General features: G+C 42.0%; 17 protein-coding genes and 3 pseudogenes. 19 read left to right on the plus strand and 1 reads right to left on the minus strand.

Translation table 11 applies throughout. The annotated features are described in order from the left end of the window. Positions 1–37 precede the first annotated feature (37 nt). The 19 genes and pseudogenes from ACWPWY_RS22030 to ACWPWY_RS22120 all read left to right on the plus strand — a co-directional run bounded on the left by ACWPWY_RS22030 (position 38) and on the right by ACWPWY_RS22120 (position 23414). Positions 38–1021 carry an ABC transporter permease gene (locus ACWPWY_RS22030; RefSeq protein ID WP_454193662.1) on the plus strand — a complete coding sequence of 328 codons (984 nt, stop codon included), beginning with the start codon at positions 38–40 and terminating at the stop codon, positions 1019–1021. A gap of 15 nt (positions 1022–1036) precedes the next feature. Then, a complete protein-coding gene (locus tag ACWPWY_RS22035; RefSeq protein ID WP_454193663.1) occupies positions 1037–1936 on the plus strand; it encodes a carbohydrate ABC transporter permease in 900 nt (299 codons plus the stop codon). A gap of 49 nt (positions 1937–1985) precedes the next feature. Then, complete coding sequence (locus tag ACWPWY_RS22040; RefSeq protein ID WP_454193664.1) at positions 1986–3680, plus strand: ABC transporter substrate-binding protein; 1695 nt, start codon at positions 1986–1988, stop codon at positions 3678–3680. Positions 3681–4101: 421 nt separating this feature from the next. Beyond that, positions 4102–5799, plus strand: coding sequence for an ABC transporter substrate-binding protein (locus ACWPWY_RS22045; protein WP_454193665.1), 1698 nt, complete (start codon positions 4102–4104; stop codon positions 5797–5799). A gap of 256 nt (positions 5800–6055) precedes the next feature. Beyond that, positions 6056–7486 carry a GH1 family beta-glucosidase gene (locus ACWPWY_RS22050; RefSeq protein WP_454193666.1) on the plus strand — a complete coding sequence of 477 codons (1431 nt, stop codon included), beginning with the start codon at positions 6056–6058 and terminating at the stop codon, positions 7484–7486. A 264-nt stretch (positions 7487–7750) separates the two neighbouring features. Further along, positions 7751–8017: a hypothetical protein gene (locus ACWPWY_RS22055; RefSeq protein ID WP_225229484.1), complete on the plus strand. Its 267-nt coding sequence runs from the start codon at positions 7751–7753 to the stop codon at positions 8015–8017. 280 nt (positions 8018–8297) lie between these two features. Then, a complete protein-coding gene (locus tag ACWPWY_RS22060; protein WP_454193667.1) occupies positions 8298–9212 on the plus strand; it encodes a COX aromatic rich motif-containing protein in 915 nt (304 codons plus the stop codon). A 29-nt stretch (positions 9213–9241) separates the two neighbouring features. Next, positions 9242–11215 (plus strand): cbb3-type cytochrome c oxidase subunit I, encoded by a 1974-nt coding sequence (locus tag ACWPWY_RS22065; protein ID WP_454193668.1) that lies wholly within the window; start codon positions 9242–9244, stop codon positions 11213–11215. Continuing rightward, on the plus strand, positions 11215–11832 hold the full coding sequence (gene cyoC, locus ACWPWY_RS22070) for a cytochrome o ubiquinol oxidase subunit III (protein ID WP_191803967.1): 618 nt from the start codon (positions 11215–11217) through the stop codon (positions 11830–11832). The genes ACWPWY_RS22065 and cyoC overlap by 1 nt, the downstream gene beginning before the upstream one ends. A gap of 1 nt (position 11833) precedes the next feature. Then, the gene (gene cyoD, locus ACWPWY_RS22075; RefSeq protein ID WP_191803969.1) at positions 11834–12169 is read left to right on the plus strand and encodes a cytochrome o ubiquinol oxidase subunit IV; all 336 of its coding nucleotides are present in this window, start codon (positions 11834–11836) and stop codon (positions 12167–12169) included. Positions 12170–12412: 243 nt separating this feature from the next. Beyond that, a complete protein-coding gene (gene deoC / locus ACWPWY_RS22080) occupies positions 12413–13090 on the plus strand; it encodes a deoxyribose-phosphate aldolase (protein WP_454193669.1) in 678 nt (225 codons plus the stop codon). A 189-nt stretch (positions 13091–13279) separates the two neighbouring features. Further along, complete coding sequence (gene kduI / locus ACWPWY_RS22085) at positions 13280–14110, plus strand: 5-dehydro-4-deoxy-D-glucuronate isomerase (RefSeq protein WP_454193670.1); 831 nt, start codon at positions 13280–13282, stop codon at positions 14108–14110. Between the two features lie 38 nt (positions 14111–14148). Next, positions 14149–14901 carry a DeoR/GlpR family DNA-binding transcription regulator gene (locus ACWPWY_RS22090; protein ID WP_454193671.1) on the plus strand — a complete coding sequence of 251 codons (753 nt, stop codon included), beginning with the start codon at positions 14149–14151 and terminating at the stop codon, positions 14899–14901. 19 nt (positions 14902–14920) lie between these two features. After that, positions 14921–15673 carry a 2-dehydro-3-deoxy-D-gluconate 5-dehydrogenase KduD gene (gene kduD / locus ACWPWY_RS22095; RefSeq protein ID WP_454193672.1) on the plus strand — a complete coding sequence of 251 codons (753 nt, stop codon included), beginning with the start codon at positions 14921–14923 and terminating at the stop codon, positions 15671–15673. A gap of 29 nt (positions 15674–15702) precedes the next feature. Further along, a complete protein-coding gene (locus tag ACWPWY_RS22100; protein ID WP_454193673.1) occupies positions 15703–16545 on the plus strand; it encodes a sugar phosphate isomerase/epimerase family protein in 843 nt (280 codons plus the stop codon). A 187-nt stretch (positions 16546–16732) separates the two neighbouring features. Further along, the gene (locus ACWPWY_RS22105) at positions 16733–18046 is read left to right on the plus strand and encodes a homocysteine synthase (RefSeq protein WP_454193674.1); all 1314 of its coding nucleotides are present in this window, start codon (positions 16733–16735) and stop codon (positions 18044–18046) included. Positions 18047–18187: 141 nt separating this feature from the next. Continuing rightward, a pseudogene (locus ACWPWY_RS22110) lies at positions 18188–19548 on the plus strand (IS1182 family transposase). A gap of 418 nt (positions 19549–19966) precedes the next feature. Next, positions 19967–21916 carry a heavy metal translocating P-type ATPase gene (locus ACWPWY_RS22115; protein ID WP_454193675.1) on the plus strand — a complete coding sequence of 650 codons (1950 nt, stop codon included), beginning with the start codon at positions 19967–19969 and terminating at the stop codon, positions 21914–21916. 147 nt (positions 21917–22063) lie between these two features. Beyond that, positions 22064–23414: pseudogene (locus tag ACWPWY_RS22120) on the plus strand (IS1182 family transposase). 154 nt (positions 23415–23568) lie between these two features. Here the strand turns inward: ACWPWY_RS22120 and ACWPWY_RS22125 are convergent. Continuing rightward, positions 23569–24299: pseudogene (locus ACWPWY_RS22125) on the minus strand (ZIP family metal transporter). Between the last annotated feature and the right edge of the window lie 199 nt (positions 24300–24498).

Here is a 24498-nt window from a genome sequence, read left to right on the forward strand (position 1 = left end):
GTATGATTATTTTATCAAACAGAGGAGGGGTTATTTCATGGAAACGCTAACAAAGCCCGCTTCCACGGATTCCGAGGCCTCCGCCGCGAAACAAGTTAAGCGAAAGTGGCCGAACGGTTTATGGAAAACTGTGAAAGATCAGAAGTTTTTATTACTTATGTCCTTACCTTTTGTAATCTGGGTCTTCATATTTAACTATTTGCCACTTTGGGGCTGGACAATGGCCTTCCAGAATTACAAACCTGCTAAAACCTTTACAGAACAAAAGTGGGTTGGATTTGAACACTTCATTGAATTGTTTAGTGATGAACGGTTTTATCTAGTACTCAGAAATACACTGGCAATGAGTTTGATGGGACTTTTAGTAGGATTTGTATTCCCGATCTTCTTTGCAATCTTGTTGAATGAACTTCGCGGTACGATCTTCAAAAGAACTGTGCAAACGGTATCATATTTGCCTCACTTTGTATCCTGGGTCGTTGTTGCTGGGATTGTGACAAAAATGCTTTCTACGGATGGCGGCATTATTAATGATATCCTAATCGGATTAAATATTATTAATGAACCCATTCAGTTCATGGCGCAAGGGAATTTGTTTTGGTACATTGTAACCGCTTCCGATCTGTGGAAAGAAATGGGCTGGAACGCAATTATCTATTTAGCTGCCATTACCGGTATTTCTCAAGAACTTTACGAAGCAGCAAGGGTGGATGGAGCAAGCCGCTGGAGACAAATGTGGCACATTACACTGCCAGGTATTCGATCAACCATTTCAGTCTTGTTCATTATGTCTATCGGACACTTGATCAGTATCGGGTATGAGAAACAATTCCTCTTAGGAAATAGTCTGGTAACTGATTATTCAGAAGTGCTTGATCTTTATGCGCTTAATTATGGTTTACAAATGGGCAGGTACTCTTACGGTACAGCCATCGGCATATTCAATTCGGTTGTCAGCGTAATCTTGTTGTTCGTTGCAAACGGTCTCTTCAAGAAATTCACGAAGGAAAGCATCATGTAGAAGGGAGGAAATAACATGAGTGTTAAAGCTTTTAATGCGACTAAATCGGAAAAGGTATTTGATATTGCAAACTATATACTAATGGCAACGATACTTACTGTAACCCTGTATCCCTTTCTGAATGTACTAGCCATTTCTTTGAATGATTCAACCGATACAGTTCGAGGGGGCATTTACTTATGGCCTCGAGAATTCACACTGGAAAATTACAAAACGATCTTTCAATATGATGGATTGATCCAGGGAGCCAAGATTTCATTTGCTAGAACGATTATAGGTACAATCCTGGGTCTACTCAGTTCCTCTATGCTTGCTTATACCCTGAGTCGTCCGGATTTCAGAATCAAGAAATTTGTATCAACATTCCTTGCACTTACGATGTATTTCTCCGGTGGTTTGATTCCGGGATACATTCTGATGAAAGACTTGCACCTAATCGGTACATTCTGGATTTATATCTTGCCGATGATGGTCAGTGCATTTAACGTGTTCGTCATCCGATCCTTTATCGACGGTTTACCATATGCGCTTCAAGAATCAGCAAAACTTGATGGTGCGAATGACCTCACTATTTATTACAAAGTTATTCTGCCATTATGTAAGCCAGTACTCGCCACCATTGCATTGTTCCTCGCAGTAGGTCAATGGAACTCTTGGTTTGATACGTATCTCTACAACGGATCAAAACCTGAACTTACGACACTTCAGTATGAGTTGATGAAAGTTCTGCAAAGTACACAGCAAGGCGGATCTAATATTAATGCCAATGATTTGGCTCAACAAATGGCGCAAGTATCGCCTGAATCCATTCGGATGGCAATTACGATTGTTGTAACTTTACCAATCCTGGTTGTATATCCATTCCTTCAAAAATACTTTGTTGGCGGTATGACACTCGGTGCTGTAAAAGCGTAATCGAAGTTTACTTTTAAATAACAACTAGATAGACGTGGAGGACATACGAATGGCTAGTAAAACAACGAAATATGCAATGATACCTTTGCTAGGAATGTCGCTGCTTGCTGCAGGTTGCGGTGGAGGATCATCCTCTGGAGAGTATAAGGATACGAGTAACGAAACAACACCTATTACATTTACTTACTTTAGTGCAGATGCGTCTCCTAACTGGAATCGGATGCAAGATGCAGTTGGTAAAAAAATAACGGAAGCAACAGGTGTTACATTAAATGGTGAATTCGCAGTAACAGGTGGAGGACAAGACCGAGTTGCACTTATGGCAGCCAGTGGTGAATATCCAGATATCATCTCTGCAAAAGGGGAAGTAAACAAGTTGGTTGATGCAGGGGCACTGATTGATCTGGCTCCACTGATTGAACAGTATGCACCAAACTTGCAAAAACTATATGGAGACTATATGGATCGTTTGAAATATAGTAACGAAGATCAATCAATCTATGTTCTGCCCACGTATTCTGGAGTAGGACAGACTTATTTTGATGCTACAGGTGGATTTAAATTGCAACACCGGGTTTTAGAAGAGTTAGGTTATCCTGAAATTCGTACGACAGAAGATTTTGAAAATGCGCTGAAAGAGTATGTGAAGCTACACCCAACAACAGATGGACAACCAACGATCCCGCTGACACTCGATGCAGATGACTGGAGAATTCAAATCACGGTAACGAATCCTGCGTTCTGGGCAACCGGTGCCTCAGACGACGGTGAGTATTATATTAATCAAGATACGTATGAAGCTATGCTTCATGTAAAGCGCCCAGAAGAAAAAGAATACTTCCGCTGGTTAAACAAACTTTATAATGAAGGTCTTCTTGATCAAGACAGCTTTGTACAAAAATCAGATCAATATAAATCGAAGATTGCAAGCGGCCGAGTTCTTGGTTTAATTGACCAGGATTGGGGATTCTCCGATGCGGAAAATGCACTTAAAACATCAGGGAAAAATGATCAAACCTATGCAACTTTCCCGGTAACTCTCTCTGAGGAATACCTCGAACATTCTTTTCAGGATACTGGATTTATGTCGGGATGGGGGGTTGGGATCTCTGAAACAAACCCGGACCCTGTTAGAACAATTAAATTCTTTGATTATCTAGCCTCTGAGGAAGGTCAGGTACTGATCAACTGGGGTATTGAAGGTGAACACTATAACACGGAAGATGGCCAGCGTGTCATTCCTAAAGATGTGTTAAACGAGAAAAATAACAATGCTGGACCATTCCAAAAAGAAACAGGTATTGGTCTATACGGTAATATGGCTCCTCACTATGGAGACGGAGTGAAAGATTCAACAGGAAACTACTATACTACGAACTTCCCAGAACAAATCGTAGCATCTTATTCAGATACGGATCGCAAGACACTAGCTGAATACGGAGTTTCTACGTACAAGGAGCTATTCCCACAAGAAGATGAGTTCCCAGTGAAACCTTGGGGAGCAGCATTTAATCTGCCTGTACCCTCTGGATCAAGTTATAGTGTAGCATTCCAAAAATCACAAGATATCATTAGAAAACGGGTTCCCGAAGCTATTTTAACGACCCCAGAGAAGTTTGATGATGTGTATCAGAAGATGCTGGATGAGCTGGATAGAGCAGGGGTAACAGATATGGAGAAAGAATACACGGAGCTCGTAAAAGCCAGAGTAGAGCTCTGGAATGGATCTGACAAGGACAACTAAATAACAAAAGCCTTTTGTCCGATATGATAGGTAGACAACTAGAAAAAAAAGACTTTATTTAATTAAAAATATTAATTTAATTAAAGTCTTTTTTTTCTATATAAAATAGATATTGACAATCTAATAGAAATTCAATATTATTTTAATGTAAAGCGCTTACAAACAGTGTTAAGACAACATAAGAAACGAAAACGTTTAACCTCAGTAGTTTACTAGATCCTAATCTTCTATCCGACCATCTTCCTTGGTTCCTTCTTCATAAATGACAACCTAGAATCCCAACTCGAGTTTTGAACATTTACTAAAACGCTTTAATTGTAATATAAGAATCAAATTTACAATTATACGAATTTTCTTTGGTATATACAGGGTGACCTGTTATGCATATATAAGCTATTTATATTAAGGGGGATTATGTCAAATGAAACATAAAGCGCCGAAAACGATAGCAATGTTGCTACTTGCCAGTACCATGCTGTTTACTGCTGCTTGTGGAAATACCAAAGGAGAGGAACCAAGTACGGCGGACCCAGATTCAAACGCGCCGATCACATTTAGCTTCTTTGGAGCAGATACAAGTCCATACTGGAATAAAATGCAAGATGCTGTAGGTAAGAAGATTACGGAAGCAACGGGCGTAACGATTAATGCAGAATATGATATTGCTAGTGGTGGCGGAGATGATAAAATTGCTTTAATGGCTGCTAGCGGCGATTATCCCGACATTATCTTCCCTAAAGGAAACTTGGCTAAACTAGTCGATGCAGGAGCTATGATTGACCTGACAGATCTTATCGAAGAGCATGCACCTAATATTAAAAAAATGTACGGCGAAGAAATGAATCGTTTGAAATATAGCAACGAGGATCAAGCAATCTATACGATTCCTACGAATGGATCAGTAGACCAACAGACTTTTGATAATACAGGTGGATTCGAACTGCAGCACCGTGTGGTAAAAGAACTTGGTTACCCTGAGATCAAAACGGTAGAAGATTTCGAAAATGCACTACGTGAGTATTATAAAGCGCATCCAACAACAGAAGATGGTCAACCAACCATTCCACTTACACTGAGTGCCGATGGATGGAGAAGTATGATTACGGTTACTAACCCTGCTGTTTCTGCAACAGGAGCACCTGATGACGGTGAGTACTATATTAATCCAGAGACTTATGAAGCACAGCTTCATTACAAACGTCCAGAAGAGAAAGAATATTTCCGCTGGTTGAACAAAATGTATAACGAAGGTCTGCTGGACAAAGACACATTCATTCAAAAAGAAGATCAATATAAAGCAAAAATCGCAAGTGGTCGTGTTCTTGGTCTGATTGACCAAGAGTGGGCTTACAATGATGCTGAAGTTGCACTGAAAAACCAAGGTAAAGACGAAATGACTTATGGTCATTATCCGGTTACCCTATCCTCCGAATTTAAACGGGCAGATTTCCAACCTGTTGGTTCCGATGGTTATGGTATCGGGATTACGGAAAATTGTGAAGATCCCGTTCGAGCAATTAAATTCTTAGACTGGATGGCTTCTGAAGAAGCACAGGTACTTCGTAACTGGGGAGTCGAAGGAGAACATTATAAAGTAGAAGACGGTGTTCGTGTGATTCCAGCTGATGTGCAGGAACGTAAAAATAACGATAATGCGAACTTCACGAAAGAAAGCGGAATCGGGCTTTACTTTGTCTTTGGTCCGCATTATGGAGATGGTGTTAAAGACTCAACAGGCAACTATTATACTACGAATTTCCCTGAACAAATTGTAGCAAGTTACTCGGACGCAGAAAAAGAAGCATTAAAAGGATACGGGATTTCTACTTGGAAAGAGTTGTTCCCAACGGAAGAAGATTTCGAAGTGAAAGAGTGGGGAGCGGCTTACAATATGCCGGTACCATCTGACGGTAAATATCAAGTTATCTACCAAAAAACACAAGATATCATTCAAAAACGCGTTCCTGAAGCTATTGTTTCATCCTCAGATAAATTTGATCAAATCTATGACAACATGCTAGCTGAAATTGATAAAGCAGGCGCTGTAGAAATGGAAGAACAATATACAGAGTGGATTAAAGAAAGAGTAAGATTGTGGACAGGTAAAGAAGTGCAATAAGACTTAAAAAGAGAAGGGGATTCCAAAAGGTCCCCTTTTCAATAATAAATAACGGATTTTTTCATTGACTGATAGGTGAGATTGAAATATAATGAAAGCGTTTCATACTAGAGTAGCAACGAGAATGCATATGAAAAAAGTAAGGATAATTAAATGTGGTTATCTATTTTTTTGCATTGCTTCGAAAACGTTTTAGTAATTCATATTTTCTATTAGTTACATAGTTGTTAAGAACTAAAAAATGGAGGGAATTACATTGACAATTTTTCAGTTTCCAAGTGATTTTAAGTGGGGAACAGCAACGGCATCATATCAGATCGAAGGAGCAACGAAAGAGGATGGAAGAGGAATTTCTATCTGGGATACCTTTGCAAAGACGCCTGGAAAAGTTTTTAATGGCGATAATGGGGATGTAGCTTGTGACAGCTACCACAAATATGAAGAAGACATAGCTTTAATGAAGGAACTCGGTATTAAGACGTATCGTTTCTCTATAGCTTGGCCTCGTATTATCCCTGATGGGGACGGAGAAATTAATCAAAAGGGACTCGATTTTTATCATCGCTTTGTAGATAAATTGATTGAAAATGATATTGAACCCTTCTGTACTCTCTATCACTGGGATCTTCCGCAAGCTCTTCAAGATATCGGTGGTTGGGAGAACAGACGGACAGTAGATGCCTTTGTAAAATACTCTGAAGTCATGTTCCGTGAATTCGGTGGTAAAATCAAATATTGGCTTACGTTTAATGAACCATGGTGCATTGCATTTCTATCTAACTTCATTGGCGCTCATGCCCCTGGAAATAGAGATTTACAAGTTTCTTTAAATGTAGGACACGGAATTTTAGTTGCTCATGGTAAGTCCGTACAAAAATTTCGTGAGCTCGGAATAGACGGCAAGATTGGAATCGCACCAAATATGGAGTGGTCAGTACCTTATAGCAAAAATGAGGCGGATCAGGCAGCAGCGGATCGAAATATTGCTTGGTTTGCTGATTGGTTCCTAGATCCTGTTTTTAAAGGGTCCTATCCACAGTTTATGCTGGACTGTTTTGAAGCGGCTGGAGCGAAGCCTGACATTCAGCCAGGGGATATGGAGACGATCTGTCAGCCAATTGATCATCTCGGGATCAACTATTACACGATGAGTGTAGTACGTTCTAATCCAGGTAGTGGAATCCTGCAGTTGGAGCCGCTCGATATGGGGCTTGTCCGTACCGATATAGGCTGGCCTGTTGAGTCACGTGGATTATATGAGGCGCTGCATTATTTGCAAAAATACGGCAATATAGATATCTACATTACCGAGAATGGCGCATGCATTAATGATGGTGTGGAGAATGGAGAAGTGAAAGATTTTCGCCGAATTTCTTACTTGCAACAGCATATAGCTCAAGTCCACCGTGCAATTAGTGACGGTATTAATCTTAAGGGGTATATGGCCTGGTCTCTCATGGACAATTTCGAATGGGCAGAAGGTTACCGGATGAGATTTGGACTAGTACATGTAGATTATCGTTCTTTGGTTCGTACACCAAAAGAAAGCTTCTATTGGTATCAGAATGTAATTCGTAATAACTGGCTTGAAACGAAAGACGTTTTGAATTGCAATCGTAAAATGACACGAATGATCGCACCTGCGCTCCATCAAATAGCACACTCTGTTATTATTCATAGCTTATAAGTTATAGAACCGCCGAGGATTCATTCTCTTAGGCGGTTTTTTGCTGTGGTCTTATAACATGAAAACCTTAAAATTACATTAAACGAACTAAAGTCAACTACAAAAGTCATGATTATATATGTAAAAATAAGGGTAAAAACCTTAAAGTGTAAAAATAATGAACAAACTTTGACTAAATTTTGAACAAACAGTGAACAATTTAGTCAAAGTGTGATATATTAAATGTAGTAAGCACTTACAAATATTAGAAGGAGTTGAAAAATAATGATTGTTAACAAACCGGTACGTGTAAGTGATAATAAGGAGAATGACGCTCGTTTAACTCAGATGGTTTTTATGATGACGGTTATGGCTTGGGTGGCTTTGATCACTGGGGTGGTCATTTGTTTATTTAACCTTCATGCTTTGACGAACAGCAATACAGGAATCATGGTGGGCATTGGATTCTTGGTAGGTAGCGTCTATATTTATTTCATCGGGAAAGCGATGGGTCTTCTTAATATTAGAAGAAATGAACGGGATACTGATTAAGGAAGATGAGTTCATCGGGGAATAAGAGGAGCATTGATTCAAACCTATATTTAAAAGGTAAAAAACCTTAGTTACTTGGCACCCACCGTGTCCAATGGCTAAGGTTTTTTGTGTTTGAAAATCAAGGGAGAATATCATTTGTGAGAAAAGATTCACAAATGGTATGATGAATTTCGACAAATTTGTTAACAAGACGTTCATCTCTGTTGATATCTGATATCTTTAGGTAGAAGATAATATAGTATCGTTTTGTAATAGCGCGTAAGGAGAGGGGATCAAGATGAACAAAAAACCTAGGTCGCTTTCCAAAATCATTATCGCTGCTGTCCTATCACTCGTCACTATTGGTGTCATTGTATGGGCTATGTTTGCGGATGAAAGAGGAAGATACGTTGTTCTCGATCCGAAAGGACCGATCGGCGATGCACAAAGGGACTTAATCATTATTTCGACTATTTTGTGCGCGATCATTATTGTACCAACCTTAATACTCGTAGGTGTCATTGTATGGAAATATCGTGATACACCGGACAACAAATCAAAATACACACCTAATTGGTCGCACAATACGACTGCCGAGGTGATTTGGTGGGGGATTCCAATCCTTATCATTATCATTCTTGGTGCGGTTACTGTGCGATACACCTATGCCACAGAGCCTTCAAAACCACTGGCATCGGACAAAGAGCCAATTACGATTCAGGCTGTCTCACTAGACTGGAAATGGCTGTTTATGTATCCGGAAGAAGATATAGCGAGTGTGAATACACTTACGATTCCGGAAGACACACCAATTCGCTTCGAACTTACCTCAGATGCACCAATGAACTCGTTCTGGATACCTGAACTTGGTGGACAGATGTATACGATGTCCGGTATGGCTATGGTACTTCACTTGCAAGCTGATGAGCCTGGTGTATATAAAGGTTCAGGTGCCAACTTCTCCGGAGAGTACTTCCAAGAGATGAGATTTGATGTTAACACTGTATCGGATGAAGAGTATGAAGCTTGGGTGAACGAAGTTAAAGACCATTCAGAGCCTCTTACCGAAGAATCTTATGAAGACCTTGCATTGCCAAGTGTCGAAGATGAACAATATTTCTCTGCAATTCCAGATGAAATGTTCCAGAACATCGTTACGAAATATGTAGTTGATAAGAACGAAGATGCTTCAGAAGAAGCTGTAAAAGAATAAATGAATAGCTCGAAAGGAGGCCCTCATCCATGCTAAGTGAGTTTTGGGAGTTCCTGACTACTGAATTCCTCGTTACGGGTGACCCCCTCATTCTAGGGGCACAGGTTTCGATTGGTCTTGCATCTATTGCAATTATAGTCGGGCTCACCTACTTTAAAAAGTGGAAATGGCTCTGGAAAAACTGGTTAACTACGGTTGACCATAAGAAAATCGGTATCATGTATATTTTGGCGGCTATCCTGATGATGTTCCGCGGCGGGGTTGACGCCCTGATGATGAGATTCCAATTGGCCATGCCGAATATGGAATTCCTTCATGCGGATCACTATAACGCCGTATTTACAACTCACGGTACGATCATGATCCTGTTTATGGCCATGCCATTTATGTTCGGATTATTCAATATCGTTACACCGCTGCAAATTGGAGCGCGTGACGTTGCATTCCCTTATTTGAATGCACTGAGTTTTTGGTTATTCTTCTTAGGAGCTATGCTCTTTAACGTTTCATTTATTATCGGGGGTTCACCAGCAGCAGGTTGGCTGAGTTATCCGCCTCTATCAGGACTACAATTTAGTCCGGGGGTAGGACAGAACTTCTATATATGGGGTATCCAGATATCAGGTATTGGTTCCCTGGCAACCGGGATTAACTTCTTGGTAACGATTATCAAAATGCGTGCACCAGGCATGACTTGGATGAAAATGCCGATGTTTACTTGGTCCGTTTTTGCAACAAACATTATTATCTTGTTTGCATTCCCGATTTTGACTGTAACATTGTTCCTTCTGTTTATGGATCGTTTTGCAGGAACACACTTCTTCACATTGGATCTCGGGGGTAACCCGATGATGTATATCAACTTGATCTGGATGTGGGGTCACCCTGAAGTTTATATCGTAGTCTTACCGGCGTTCGGTATTTTCTCCGAAATCGTTGCTACGTTCTCGAGAAAGAGACTGTTCGGATATAAATCGATGGTTTTCGCAATGCTGATCATTAGTGTATTGTCCTTCTTCACTTGGGTCCATCACTTCTTTACAATGGGCTCGGGAGCGGATGTCAACGCGTTCTTTGCGATAACGACAATGCTCATATCTATCCCTACGGGGGTTAAAGTCTTTAACTGGCTGTTTACGATGTATCGCGGACGGATTCGCTTTACACTTCCGATGATGTGGACCATTGCCTTCTTCCCATGTTTTATTATCGGGGGGATGACAGGGGTAATGCTGTCGGTAGCGCCAGCAGACTTCCAGTTCCACAACAGTTACTTCCTGATAGCTCACTTCCACCAAGTACTTATCGGTGGTGTCGTGTTCGGTTACTTTGCAGGAATGTACTACTGGTGGCCTAAATTGTTCGGCTTTACATTGCCGGATCGCTGGGGACACTGGGCATTCTGGACTTGGAACATTGGTTTCTACCTTACATTTATGCCGCAATATGCGCTGGGTCTGATGGGTATGACTCGTCGTCTGAGCACATATGGTTGGGATACAGGATGGATGCCGCTCAACCTCGTTTCTTCCGTCGGGGCATTCTTGATGGGGGCAGGTTTCTTGTTCCAACTTCTGCAAATTGCAGATGGTATTCGTAAGCATAAAGAAAATAAAGTGGGAGCGGATCCTTGGGATGCACGTACCCTGGAATGGTCTATTCCGTCTCCTGTACCTGAATATAACTTTGCTATCGTACCTAAGGTTGACTCCGTTGACCAATTCTGGGAAGACAAACAGCGTAGAGCTAACCAAGAGGCTGTAACACCGCCAGCATATGAACCCATTCATATGCCTAAAAACACAGGAATTCCGATTGTTATGGCAGTATTCTTCTTTATTGCAGGTTTCGGATTTGTGTGGGGCTGGTCTTGGATGTACATTCCGGGTCTCATCGGTGTAGCGGCATGTTTAGTTGCCCGCTCATTCCAGTACGATACGGATTATTACATTCCGGCTGAAGAAGTAAATCGTACCGAAACAGCCTTGAGGGGGTCGGTATAATGGCAAATACAGTAACAAACCAACATTCAAATGAACATGATCACGATCATGGACATCACGATCCACAAGAACTGAAAATGCTCGGCTTCTGGCTATTCTTGATTTCTGACCTTATTCTGTTTGCTGTGTTCTTCGCGACATTTATTGTTCTGCGGGACAACACAGCAGGCGGACCTACGGGTGCTGAACTGTTTAAGATGCCAGGTGTCATCGCAGAAACATTCATTCTTTTGACAAGTAGTTTTACCAGTGGTCTGGCTGTACTCGCTATGAACCGCGGGGATAAAAAAGGTCTAATCAACTGGCTTATCGTAACTGGGGTTCTCGGTCTTGCTTTCTTGGGTCTTGAAATTTTCGAGTTTGTTGAAATGGTTCATGAAGGTGCTACGATTACAACAAGTGCTTTCACTGGTGCATTCTTTACCCTGGTAGGAACGCACGGGGCTCACGTTACCTTTGGTCTCGTATGGATGTTTGGACTTTTGCTTCAACTCAAGAAACGCGGCATTACGTCTGTAACTCGCGGTAAAGTAATGGCACTTAGCTTGTTCTGGCACTTTTTGGACGTCGTATGGATCTTCTTACTTACCGTCGTCTACTTGATGGGGGTGATGTAAGATGGCAGAGCAACATAACCATACACATGATTCTCATGAGAACCACGGGTCGTTCAAATCTTACCTCATCGGATATCTAATTTCGATCGTGCTCACGATTATCCCGCTTGTGGTTGTTTTGAACGATATGTTCGATAAAACAGTAAACATGATCATTATTTTGATTATGGCAATACTGCAGTTTATTGTTCAGCTCTTCTTCTTTATGCATGTTCGTGAAGGAGAACCGGGTAAACCAAAATGGAATGTCATGGCTTTGATTCTTGGACTTTTGTTGGTACTTACGATTGTTGTAGGTTCCATCTGGATCATGATGAACAACGCGGTTGCTCACTAATCCAATAGTTAACCTTACTACCTTGTCTGCTCATTACTGAGCGGGCAAGGTATTTTTTATTTGCTCGGCGAAATGAAATCTGCTAACTACCTGAATGGAAAGAAAGCAGGTTACACAAACTGTACTATAAAATTGGTGTATGACCTTTACTTTACGAAGATAGTCTTGTTATGATTACAGATGAACTTTTAAAGAATTCAACTAACACATCTAGGATTGATATTAGAAGGGACGATTCCAATCATGACACAAACCGCGATTGCTCCATTAATTGACCATACATTACTTAAGGCTGATGCGCGCCGTGAAGATATTATTAAGCTTGCAGAAGAAGCAAAAACGTATGGATTTGCTTCTGTATGTGTGAATCCAGGATTTGTATCCACTGCTTATGAAGTATTGAAAGATACACCACAGGTAAAAGTGTGTACGGTAATTGGATTCCCTCTGGGAGCGAATACGTCAGAGGTCAAAGCCTTTGAAACCAAGGATGCGATTGCTAACGGAGCTACTGAAGTAGATATGGTGATTAATATTAGCGCATTGAAAGACGGCAATGATGACTATGTTGCTGCTGATATCAAAGCTGTTGTTGATGCTGCCAAAGGAAAAGCTTTGACGAAAGTAATTATTGAAACTTGTCTGTTGACTGAGGAAGAGAAAGTACGTGCATGCAAACTTGCAGTCCAAGCAGGAGCAGATTTTGTTAAAACATCAACTGGTTTCTCTACTGGCGGGGCAACGAAAGAAGACATTGCTCTTATGCGCAAGACAGTTGGTCCTGATATTGGCGTGAAAGCCTCCGGCGGTGTCCGCAGTAGCGAAGATGCACTAGTAATGATCGAAGCAGGAGCTACCCGAATTGGGACAAGCGGCGGCGTAGCGATTGCAAAAGGTGAACGTTCTAACAGCAGCTACTAAGAACTTAGATTTAAAAATACAGCGAAAACGACCTCTTTTGGGGTCGTTTTTTGTCTTTATTTACAAGATTCAGCGATTTATTTTATCTTTATTTAAAAAAGGTATACACAAATGAAACGAAATGAACTAATATAAACCTATATGAACGAATAAAATACAATATCCAATATGGAAAGGGTTGAAGAGAAAATGCAAAACCGTTATGCGTCCCATCCCAATGAAGTGAAAAAATTTGATACCAAACGTTTACGTGAGGAGTTTCTGATTGAACAACTGTTTACTAAGGATGAACTCGTTACGGTATATTCGCATGTGGATCGTTATATTATAGGTTCCGCTGTTCCTGTATCCAAGGATATTAAACTGGAAGTTCCTCTGAAGGATATCGGTACGGACTTCTTCCTTGCTCGCCGTGAAGTGGGAATTATTAACATAGGCGGACATGGGACTGTGTCAGCTGATGGTGTGAGATACGAGGTAGGAGCAAAAGAATGCTTATATATCGGCTTAGGTGTCAAAGAGGTTGTTTTCCACGCAGGAGCGGAAGAAACACCACAGTTTTATTTTGTATCTACACCGGCTCATCATGCTTATCCTACGGTAAAGGCCACACAAGAAGATGCAACGCCAAGTCATCTTGGGAGCATTGAATCCTCAAATGAAAGAACGATTTACAAATACATTCATGAAGGCGGTATCAAAAGCTGTCAGTTAGTACTTGGGATCACTGAACTAGCTCCAGGGAATATGTGGAACACGATGCCTGCACATACTCACAATCGTCGTTCTGAAGTTTACTTATACTTTAATCTGCCAGAGCAAGGGGCCGTTTTCCATATGATGGGCGAGCCAGATGAAACAAGACATCTCGTTGTTCGACAAGGTGAGGCGATCATTTCACCTAGTTGGTCCATCCATAGCGGTGTAGGAACAAGCAACTACACTTTCTGTTGGGCAATGGCCGGTGAGAACCAAACGTTCGATGATATGGACGGCGTTGCAATGACCGAGCTAAAATAGACGTAAGACAGAAATACAGATAGGAAGTTGAACCAATTATGAACTCAATGAAACGGCACGAAAAGATTATGGAAACGCTGCTTGCACAGAAAGAAGTTACGGTAAGTGAACTCAGCGAGAAACTGGATGTAACAGGGAAGACAATTCGTGAGGATCTGGATAAGCTGGAGTCAATGGGACTCTTGATGAGAGTACATGGCGGTGCGATGCTGGCTCAGAATGACCAGTACGGTATTCTCACTAGCAGAGGGGCGCTGGAGAAGCATAACCCGGAGAAAATAGAGATTGCGGAGCGGGCAATCACTTATATTAAACCGGGAGACATTATCGCTCTAGACGGCGGGAGTACTACGCTTGAGATTGCTAGACTGCTGCCTAACGAACCCCTTACCGTAGTTACGAACGATCTATTTATCATTGCCGAGCTCACCAAAAAAGACCAAATCCGCCTTGTTGTACCTGGAGGATCGCGGGTAAGAAATATGTTGGTTAGTGAAGATACAGAGCATTTTATTAGGAATCTGAACATCCACAAGGCCTTTATTTCTACAACGGCTCTTCATCCAGATTTCGGTTTTTCAATCTATACCGGTGATCTTGTTCCATTAAAAAGAGCACTCATTCAAACGGCACAGCATGTCTATGCTGTTGTTGATCATTATAAATTCGGGAATTTTGCCCTTCGTACATTTGCGCAGTTGTCGGAGGTTCATAAGGTAATCAGTGATCGTGCTCTCGATGAGAGCATACTGGCTCCTTATAAAGATGCAGGGATAACAATCGATTATTAACTTGCAGGAGGCGGAAAAGATGAGTATTTTTGACTTGAGCGGAAAAGTAGCATTGGTTACCGGAACAACCGGCGGCTTGGGACAAGGTATGGCACTGGGGCTTGCTGAGGCAGGAGCAGATATTGTTGCCGTTTCGAACACTTTGCCTACGGAGACTGTACAGGCCATTGAAGCCCTTGGGCGGAAGGCAATTTCTATTCAAGCAGATTTAAGCATCGAGGAAGAGCTGGCTGGTGTTTTCGAACAGGCTCTTGGGTTCCAAGGGAAAATTGATATCCTTGTTAACAACGCAGGAATAATTCGGCGTACACCGGCTGCGAATCACGCAGCCTCGGATTGGCACGATGTGATCGATTTGAATCTAAACACGGTTTTTTTCCTTAGTCAACTCGCTGGCCGGCATATGATTGAGCGGGGAAGCGGTAAGATTATCAGCATCGCTTCTATGCTTTCCTATCAAGGCGGAATCAACGTTCCTGGATATACGGCGAGTAAACATGCAGTAGCGGGACTGACAAAGGCTTTGGCAAATGAATGGGCCGGAAAAGGGATACAAGTCAACGCGATTGCTCCGGGCTATATGGTTACAAGCAATACGGAGCAGATCCGGGAAGATGAAAATCGGTATAAAGATATCACAGCACGGATTCCGGCTGGTCGCTGGGGAACCCCAGATGATCTAAAAGGACCTGTTGTATTTCTCGCATCGGATGCATCTGATTATTTGAATGGTCATGTACTGAATGTAGATGGTGGCTGGCTTGCTCGCTAGCATTTCTCGCCTAAAGGAGGATTACGAGAATGAAACTTGGAGTACTGGCGCATACGTTCGGTAAACAGAAAACAGCAGATCTAGCCCGCCGTATTGCGGGCAGCGGATTTACTTCTGTTCAGCTCGCACTTTCTAAAGCGCTTTCTGATATTGATTCATCGAATGGAAAGCTAAGCCCTGGGCTTGCTCATTGGGTGGGTGAACAGTTTGATAAAGAAGGAATTCGCATTGCCGTACTTGGGTGCTATATTGATCCGGTTAATCCTGATGCGGAAGCAAGAAAGCTTGAGCTCGTTAGGTTTAAGGAGCATTTGCGGTATGCCCGTGATTACGGTTGCAGCATTGTAGCAACGGAAACAGGAAGTCTCACGACTTACCAGAAATCGCATCCGGAATCTTATGAAGAGCAAGGTTACCTTGTACTGCGTGATTCAGTGATGGAGCTGGCAGAAGAAGCAGACAAATGGGGCGTAAATATAGCCATTGAACCTGTTTCCGTGCATACGATGCACGCAATAGAGCATATGCAGCGTCTTTTTGAGGAGATTCCAAACTCCAGCGTTGGCCTGCTATTCGATCCATGTAATCTAATGAAGTTAGAGCATGTGGTGAATCAAGCTGATTTCCTGAGGGAAGTCTTCGATAAGTTCTATGATCGGATGATTGCAATCCATGCCAAAGATGTAGCCTTTGATGTAGGCGGTAAAAAATATAATCCGCTACCTGGTGAAGGTATCCTTGATTATCCTTTATTTTTTGAACTGCTCAAAACCTATAAACCTCACATTGATATCTCCCTCGAGGGAGTAACGGCAGAGCAAGCGGATGATGCAGCCGCCTATCTGCGCCGGTTGTGGCATGCTGGGCAATAACATTTCGTAAAAATATAAAAACTCCTTTCATTCGTAACGTAATGAAAGGAGTTTTTTCTATAACTTATACATATCCTAACAATAAAATTTATAGGAAAACTCGGAATTAGTTCTTTTCAAAAGCTTCTAGTTGTGAGAGAATATGGAAAATGCGAGATTGCCATCTTGTTAAGGAGGAATAAGTAATATGTCAAATGACAAAAAGGACTTTGCTTTTGAAACGCTTGCTGTACACGCAGGTCAAGAAATTGATCCTACGACCTTATCTAGAGCAGTTCCTTTGTATCAGACGACTTCTTATGGATTCCGTGATAGTGAACATGCAGCTAATTTATTTTCCCTCCAAGAATTCGGAAATATTTATACAAGAATCACCAATCCTACAACGGATGTGTTCGAGAAGCGAATTGCCGCTCTTGAAGGCGGAGCAGGAGCACTTGCCACAGCTTCAGGTCAAGCTGCAATCACCTTTTCTATCCTGAATATTGCAGGCAGTGGGGATGAGATCGTATCTTCCTCCAGTCTATATGGCGGAACGTACAACTTATTTTCTAATACACTAAAGAAGCTTGGGATTACCGTTCATTTTGTAGATTCTACAGATCCTGAAAACTTCCGAGCCGTGATTACTGATAAAACAAAAGCCATCTATGCAGAGACCATTGGAAACCCGCAAGGGAATGTACTTGATATTGAAGCGGTCGCTGAGATTGCACATAACAGTGGAATACCTCTGATCGTAGATAATACGTTTCCAAGTCCATACCTGTTAAGACCTATTGAGCATGGAGCTGATATCGTGGTTCATTCGGCAACCAAATTTATAGGCGGGCACGGCACTTCCATTGGTGGAGTCATTGTCGATAGCGGGAAGTTTGACTGGAGTGCCAGCGATAAATTCCCTGGTCTGACAGAACCGGATCCAAGTTATCATGGCTTAAAATATACAGAGGCGGTAGGAGAGCTAGCCTACATTATAAAAGCCAGAGTTCAGCTGCTTCGTGATTTGGGGTCAAGTATTGCACCATTTAATTCATGGTTATTGCTTCAGGGCCTGGAGACCCTACATCTTCGTCTCGAACGTCACAGTTCCAATGCACTGCAAGTTGCCGAATATCTAGAAAGCCATCCAGATGTAGAGTGGGTAAGCTATGCAGGATTACCAAGCCATCCCTCCTATTCACTTGCACAGAAATATCTACCTAGAGGGCAGGGGGCCATTCTTACCTTTGGTATCAAAGGCGGAGCAGATGCAGGGGCAAAATTAATTGAAAATGTAAAATTGTTCTCCCACTTAGCGAATGTAGGAGATTCAAAATCACTTATTATTCATCCAGCAAGTACAACACATCAGCAGTTAAGTGAGGATGAGCAGAAGGCAGCCGGGGTACATCCAGAGTTGCTTCGGCTATCGGTTGGTACAGAAAATATCCAAGATATATTGCAAGATCTTGAACAGGCAATTGCCGCGAGTCAGCATTCAGCAGTATCTCGCATTTAATCAAGATTTATATGTTTATTGAATAGAGGAGTGAGCACCCTAATGGGGTGCTCAGACTGTAGACAAACTAGCTTAAAATAGTTTGCCTGCAGTCTTTTTTATTTTACAATAGTAGTAACTACTTTATTTGAGGTGACAATCATGCTAACGAAACAATCATCCACTCAGCGTGACCAACTTGAAATGGTTGCCCTGGATCAACTCGTGCCAGAAGATCATTTGGTTCGCAAAATCGAATCAGCGATCGACTTTTCTTTCATCTACGATTTGGTTCAGGATCATTATTCGGAAATTGGACGACCTAGCATCGATCCGGTCATCTTAATTAAACTACCTCTTATTCAATATACCTTTGGTATTCGTTCCATGCGAAAAACGATCGAAGAAGTACAGACCAATATGGCGTATCGTTGGTTTTTGGGCTATGGATTTTATGATAAAGTTCCGCATTTCTCTACTTTCGGAAAGAACTACGAACGTCGTTTTAAAGATACAGATCTATTCGAACAGATTTTCTACCGTATTTTGCGGACTGCGGCAGAGAGAAACATTTACTCAGTGCGGAGCATGTTTTCATCGATTCTACACACGTAAAAGCGAGCGCGAACAAACGAAAATTCGAAAAGAAGGTTGTACGCAAAGAAACAAGAGCGTACCAACGCAAACTGGAAGAGGAAATTAACCAAGACCGGGACGACCACGATAAAAAGCCGTTTCCGCCGGACTCTTTCAAAAAAGAAGAAGAAAAGGAAATCAAACAAAGCACAACGGACCCTGACAGCGGCTACTATGTCAAAGATGAACGGACCAAACAATTTGCTTATTCGTTTCACGCAAAGACAGTAGACCGAAACGGATTTGTACTCGGTAACATCGTCACTCCCGGAAATGAACATGACAGTCACTTGCTTGTGCCCCTCGTAGAATTGGTAAAAGAAAAGATTGGAAAACCTGTAGCAGTGGCGACCGATGCGCTACAAAACACCTTGGATTAGCAAGTATTTATTAGAGCAAGGGGTTACTCCTGCGGCGCCTTATACGCGTCCACGTTCTCAAAAAGAAGGTTTTCAAAAAAAGACTACATGTATGATGAATATTTTGACGTCTATTTATGTCCTGCTAACGTGGTATTACCTTACTCGACTACCAATAAAGAAGGGTACCGAGAATACAAATCTCCAAAAAATTTGTAAATCGTGTCGTTATTTGTCCATGTGTACAGAGAGCAAAAACCACCAAAAAGTAGTGACGCGACATGTATGGCAAAACCACTTAGAAGAAGTAGAGCATCTAAGACAGCACCAGCATGTAAAACAAATCTATGCGAAACGAAAAGAAACGGTGGAACGGGTATTTGCAGATGCAAAAGAAAAGCATGGCATGCGATGGACAACCCTACGAGGGCTGAAAAAATTGTCCATGCAGGCGATGCTTACGTTTGTCTTGCCATGAATCTGAAGAAGATCGCGAGATGGTCGTGGAACAGACCAATCCCGGCGTAAATCAGGTAGAAACCCGTCTGATTTATTCTTGAAAAGTAGAAATGACAAAAGGCATTCCGAATGTATAGCATTCCGAATGCCTTTTGTCTACAATCTGAGCACCCTAATGGGGTGCTTTTTTTGTGTTCGTAAATGAATTCTAATTTAACTTATTTACTTGTTAAAACTCTGTTTACAAGTGCAGAGATCTGGAATATAATAATAAAAAAAGTTGCATTAGATAAAAATAATTGTACTGATGCAATATTGATTATCATTCTCAGCAAAAGTAGAAGAAGAATTCAACTAAATAGTCGATAAATCCATGCTGCTTCGGGCCTCCCGAAGCAGCATGTGCCATTTTAAGGGCACTAACAATGGATCTCATTCTCAATTAGCCGACCTGAATGACAATAAAAAAGAGAGGGAAGTGATCATTATGGATGCAATAAATAAGAGATTAAATACGGTTACACAAGTGAAGGGAAATTCCGCTGCTCCCCAGCCAGGGCGCAAACGCGGTCCGAATTTTAAAATGATGTTTCAAAACAAAGAGATGCAGGCAGCACTTGGCAGCGGGGTGATGATGCTCGTTGCATGGGGAGTTTCCGGCAGTCATGAATTTTTGTCTATTCTGCTGTATATTGCAGCCTACACGATCGGTGGATGGTCCAAAGCAAAAGAAGGAGTAGCAACGCTGGTTAAGGAGCGGGATTTAGATGTAAACCTGCTCATGATTGCAGCGGCTGTTGGTGCAGCAACCATCGGTTACTGGAATGAGGGAGCGATGCTTATTTTCATTTTTGCGCTGAGTGGAGCTCTTGAGAGTTATACAACAGAACGCAGTCATAAAGATATTTCATCCCTTATTTCACTGAAGCCGGAAACAGCGCTACGAATCGATAAGGGAAGTATGGAGCTTGTTGCTGCGGAAGAACTTGTACCCGGAGATTTGATATTAGTAAAACCAGGAGAACTAATGCCTTCCGATGGTCGAATATACAAAGGATATTCTGCTGTAAATCAATCCTCTATTACTGGAGAGTCTACACCGGTAGAGAAAACAACCGGCGATGAAGTTTTTGCAGGAACAATGAATGGTGAAGGGGCGTTGTACATTGAGGTAACACAGCGGGCCGAAAATTCACTTTTTTCGAAGATCATCAAGTTAGTAGAAGAAGCACAAAGCGAAGTTCCCGCATCACAGCGATTTATTGAGAAATTTGAAGGAATATATGCCAAACTTATTGTAGCGATTACGCTTGTTATCATCGGGATACTTCCTCTCCTATTTGGTTGGACTTGGGGGGATTCTTTCTACAAAGCATGCGTATTCCTTGTTGTAGCTTCCCCATGTGCGCTAGTAGCTTCAATCATGCCAGTGATGCTCTCTTCCATCTCAAGCAGCGCTAGGCGGGGACTCCTCTTTAAAGGCGGAGCACATGTAGAAAATATGGCTAAAACGGCCGTTGTTGCTTTTGACAAGACAGGTACGCTTACGCGGGGAGTTCCCGAAGTAACCGACTTGTATGCAGCAGAAGGTTTTGATGAAATGCAGTTGCTCGCTGTCTCTGCTGCAATTGAGAGTCAGTCTATGCATCCTCTCGCAGAAGCGGTTGTAAATAAAGCACGCCTATCAGGAGCTGAAATTTTGGAGGCTGATGAAGTCCAGTCCATCACAGGATGGGGGCTTGAAGGAATCGTAAACGGTGTGAAATGGAGTATTGGTAAGACGGATCGGCTTGATCAGGAAGAGGTTGATTCGTTCTGGGTTCATACGAGAGCATCTCTAGAGCAAGAAGGAAAAACAGTATCCGTCATTATGCGAGGTGACGACATAGCCGGGATTATTGCGATGCGTGATACGGTACGTCCACAGGCAGCGGATGCAGTGAAACGATTGCAACAATTGGGAGTCAAAGTCGCTATGCTGACCGGGGACCGCCGAGGCACCGCAGACGTTATAGCAGAAGAGACGGGTGTGGATTTTGTCTATGCGGAACTCTTGCCACAGCAAAAAGTGGAGCAGGTACGTAAACTCCGCGAAACCTACGGTCATGTAGTTATGGTGGGGGATGGAGTGAATGATGCACCAGCTCTAGCTGCAGCTACAGTAGGGATGGGAATGGGCATGTCTGGAAGCGGAACGGCCATTGAAGTAGCTGATGTGGTTCTGATGAACGACAATATTGAAGAGATCGCTTGGAGTATTAAACAGTCTAGAAGAGCAGCAAGAGTAGTGAAGCAAAATATTATTTTTGCTATTTCCGTAATTACGCTGCTTATTGCAGGTAACTTCCTGACCGAGGTCGCTTTACCCTTTGGAGTTATTGGGCATGAAGGCAGTACAATTTTAGTTATTCTCAATGGTTTGCGATTGTTAAAATAATGCTGTAGATCAGTGAAAAGTAGATAGAAAAACAAAAAGCGTCGTGAGAACGACGCTTCAGACTGTAGACAAACTAGCTTAAACTAGTTTGCCTGCAGTCTTTTTTATTTTACAATAGTAGTAACTACTTTATTTGAGGTGACAATCATGCTAACGAAACAATCATCCACTCAGCGTGACCAACTTGAAATGGTTGCCCTGGATCAACTCGTGCCAGAAGATCATTTGGTTCGCAAAATCGAATCAGCGATCGACTTTTCTTTCATCTACGATTTGGTTCAGGATCATTATTCGGAAATTGGACGACCTAGCATCGATCCGGTCATCTTAATTAAACTACCTCTTATTCAATATACCTTTGGTATTCGTTCCATGCGAAAAACGATCGAAGAAGTACAGACCAATATGGCGTATCGTTGGTTTTTGGGCTATGGATTTTATGATAAAGTTCCGCATTTCTCTACTTTCGGAAAGAACTACGAACGTCGTTTTAAAGATACAGATCTATTCGAACAGATTTTCTACCGTATTTTGCGGACTGCGGCAGAGAAACATTTACTCAGTGCGGAGCATGTTTTCATCGATTCTACACACGTAAAAGCGAGCGCGAACAAACGAAAATTCGAAAAGAAGGTTGTACGCAAAGAAACAAGAGCGTACCAACGCAAACTGGAAGAGGAAATTAACCAAGACCGGGACGACCACGATAAAAAGCCATTTCCGCCGGACTCTTTCAAAAAAGAAGAAAAGGAAATCAAACAAAGCACAACGGACCCTGACAGCGGCTACTATGTCAAAGATGAACGGACCAAACAATTTGCTTATTCGTTTCACGCACAGTAGACCGAAACGGATTTGTACTCGGTAACATTGTCACTCCCGGAAATGAACATGACAGTCACTTGCTTGTGCCCCTCGTAGAATTGGTAAAAGAAAAGATTGGAAAACCTGTAGCAGTGGCGACCGATGCGGCCTACAAAACACCTTGGATTAGCAAGTATTTATTAGAGCAAGGGGTTACTCCTGCGCGCCTTATACGCGTCCACGTTCTCAAAAAGAAGGTTTTCAAAAAAATGACTACATGTATGATGAATATTTTGACGTCTATTTATGTCCTGCTAACGTGGTATACCTTACTCGACTACCAATAAAGAAGGGTACCGAGAATACAAATCTCCAAAAGAAATTTGTAAATCGTGTCGTTATTTGTCCATGTGTACAGAGAGCAAAAACCACCAAAAAGTAGTGACGCGACATGTATGGCAAAACCACTTAGAAGAAGTAGAGCATCTAAGACAGCACCAGCATGTAAAACAAATCTATGCGAAACGAAAAGAAACGGTGGAACGGGTATTTGCAGATGCAAAAGAAAAGCATGGCATGCGATGGACAACCCTACGAGGGCTGAAAAAATTGTCCATGCAGGCGATGCTTACGTTTTGCCATGAATCTGAAGAAGATCGCGAGATGGTCGTGGAACAGACCAATCCCGGCGTAAATCAGGTAGAAACCCGTCTGATTTATTCTTGAAAAGAAGTAGAAATGACAAAAGGCATTCCGAATGTATACATTCCGAATGCCTTTTGTCTACAATCTGAAGCGTCGTGAGAACGACGCTTTTGCTGTATAGAAGTTTTTTTTATTACACCAAATTAGAAAAGTTCAGTAAGGGTAATCATCGTGATGAGACCTAGAAGAAAGGAGATCGTAGCTACACGCTGGTTGCCGTCTCCATGACTTTCGGGAATCAGTTCTTTGTACACAATAAACATCATTGCTCCTGCGGCAAAGGCGAGACCGTAAGGAACAAGACCATCCACTACACTGCTGAGCGTGTAACCAATAAACGCTGTAATAATCTCGACTGCCCCCGTTAACGTAGCGATACCGAGCGCTTTAAATCGGCCAATGTTTTGATTCACTAGAAAAAGGGCAACGAGAAATCCTTCAGGCGCATTCTGTAGACCGATCGACAATGCGATCAGATTACCTAGACTTTCGTCTGAACTCGCGTAACTTACCCCAACAGAAAGCCCCTCTGGAAGATTGTGCATCGTGATTGCGGCAATGATAAGGAAAGCCTTCCCTTCAATATTAAATGGCCGTGATTCCGGATTCTCTAGATCAATGTGCGGGATGTACCTCTCTAAGATGAGCAAGACACAACTTCCTGCCATGATTCCAATGGAAAGGACAATAAGATTGGATTGGCTGAGAGCCTCTGGGATGAGACTGTACATAGATGCCGATGTCATGATGCCGGCAAGATAAGCGAGCAAAATATCACGCGCCGGTGAGTAACCTTGGTCATAAACAGAATCGGGATTGCCCCAAGTCCGGTAGACAAGGCAGAGATAATACTTCCAATCATTGCTTCTGTCATAAACTTTCGAATACCTCCTCTTGTTGTCTTTCTATTTAGATCAGGATTAAGGCGAGCAAAGAGCATTGACAGCGACTTTGAAAATGATCATAATTATATCTAGATTAGAATTATTATAAATTATTTATTCCTTTTCCGTAAAGTTTACTTATAACATGAACGGGTAAAGCAATTCATTATATTATTTCCCATTCGTATA

The sequence above is a fragment of the Paenibacillus sp. Marseille-Q7038 genome (genome assembly GCF_965111595.1).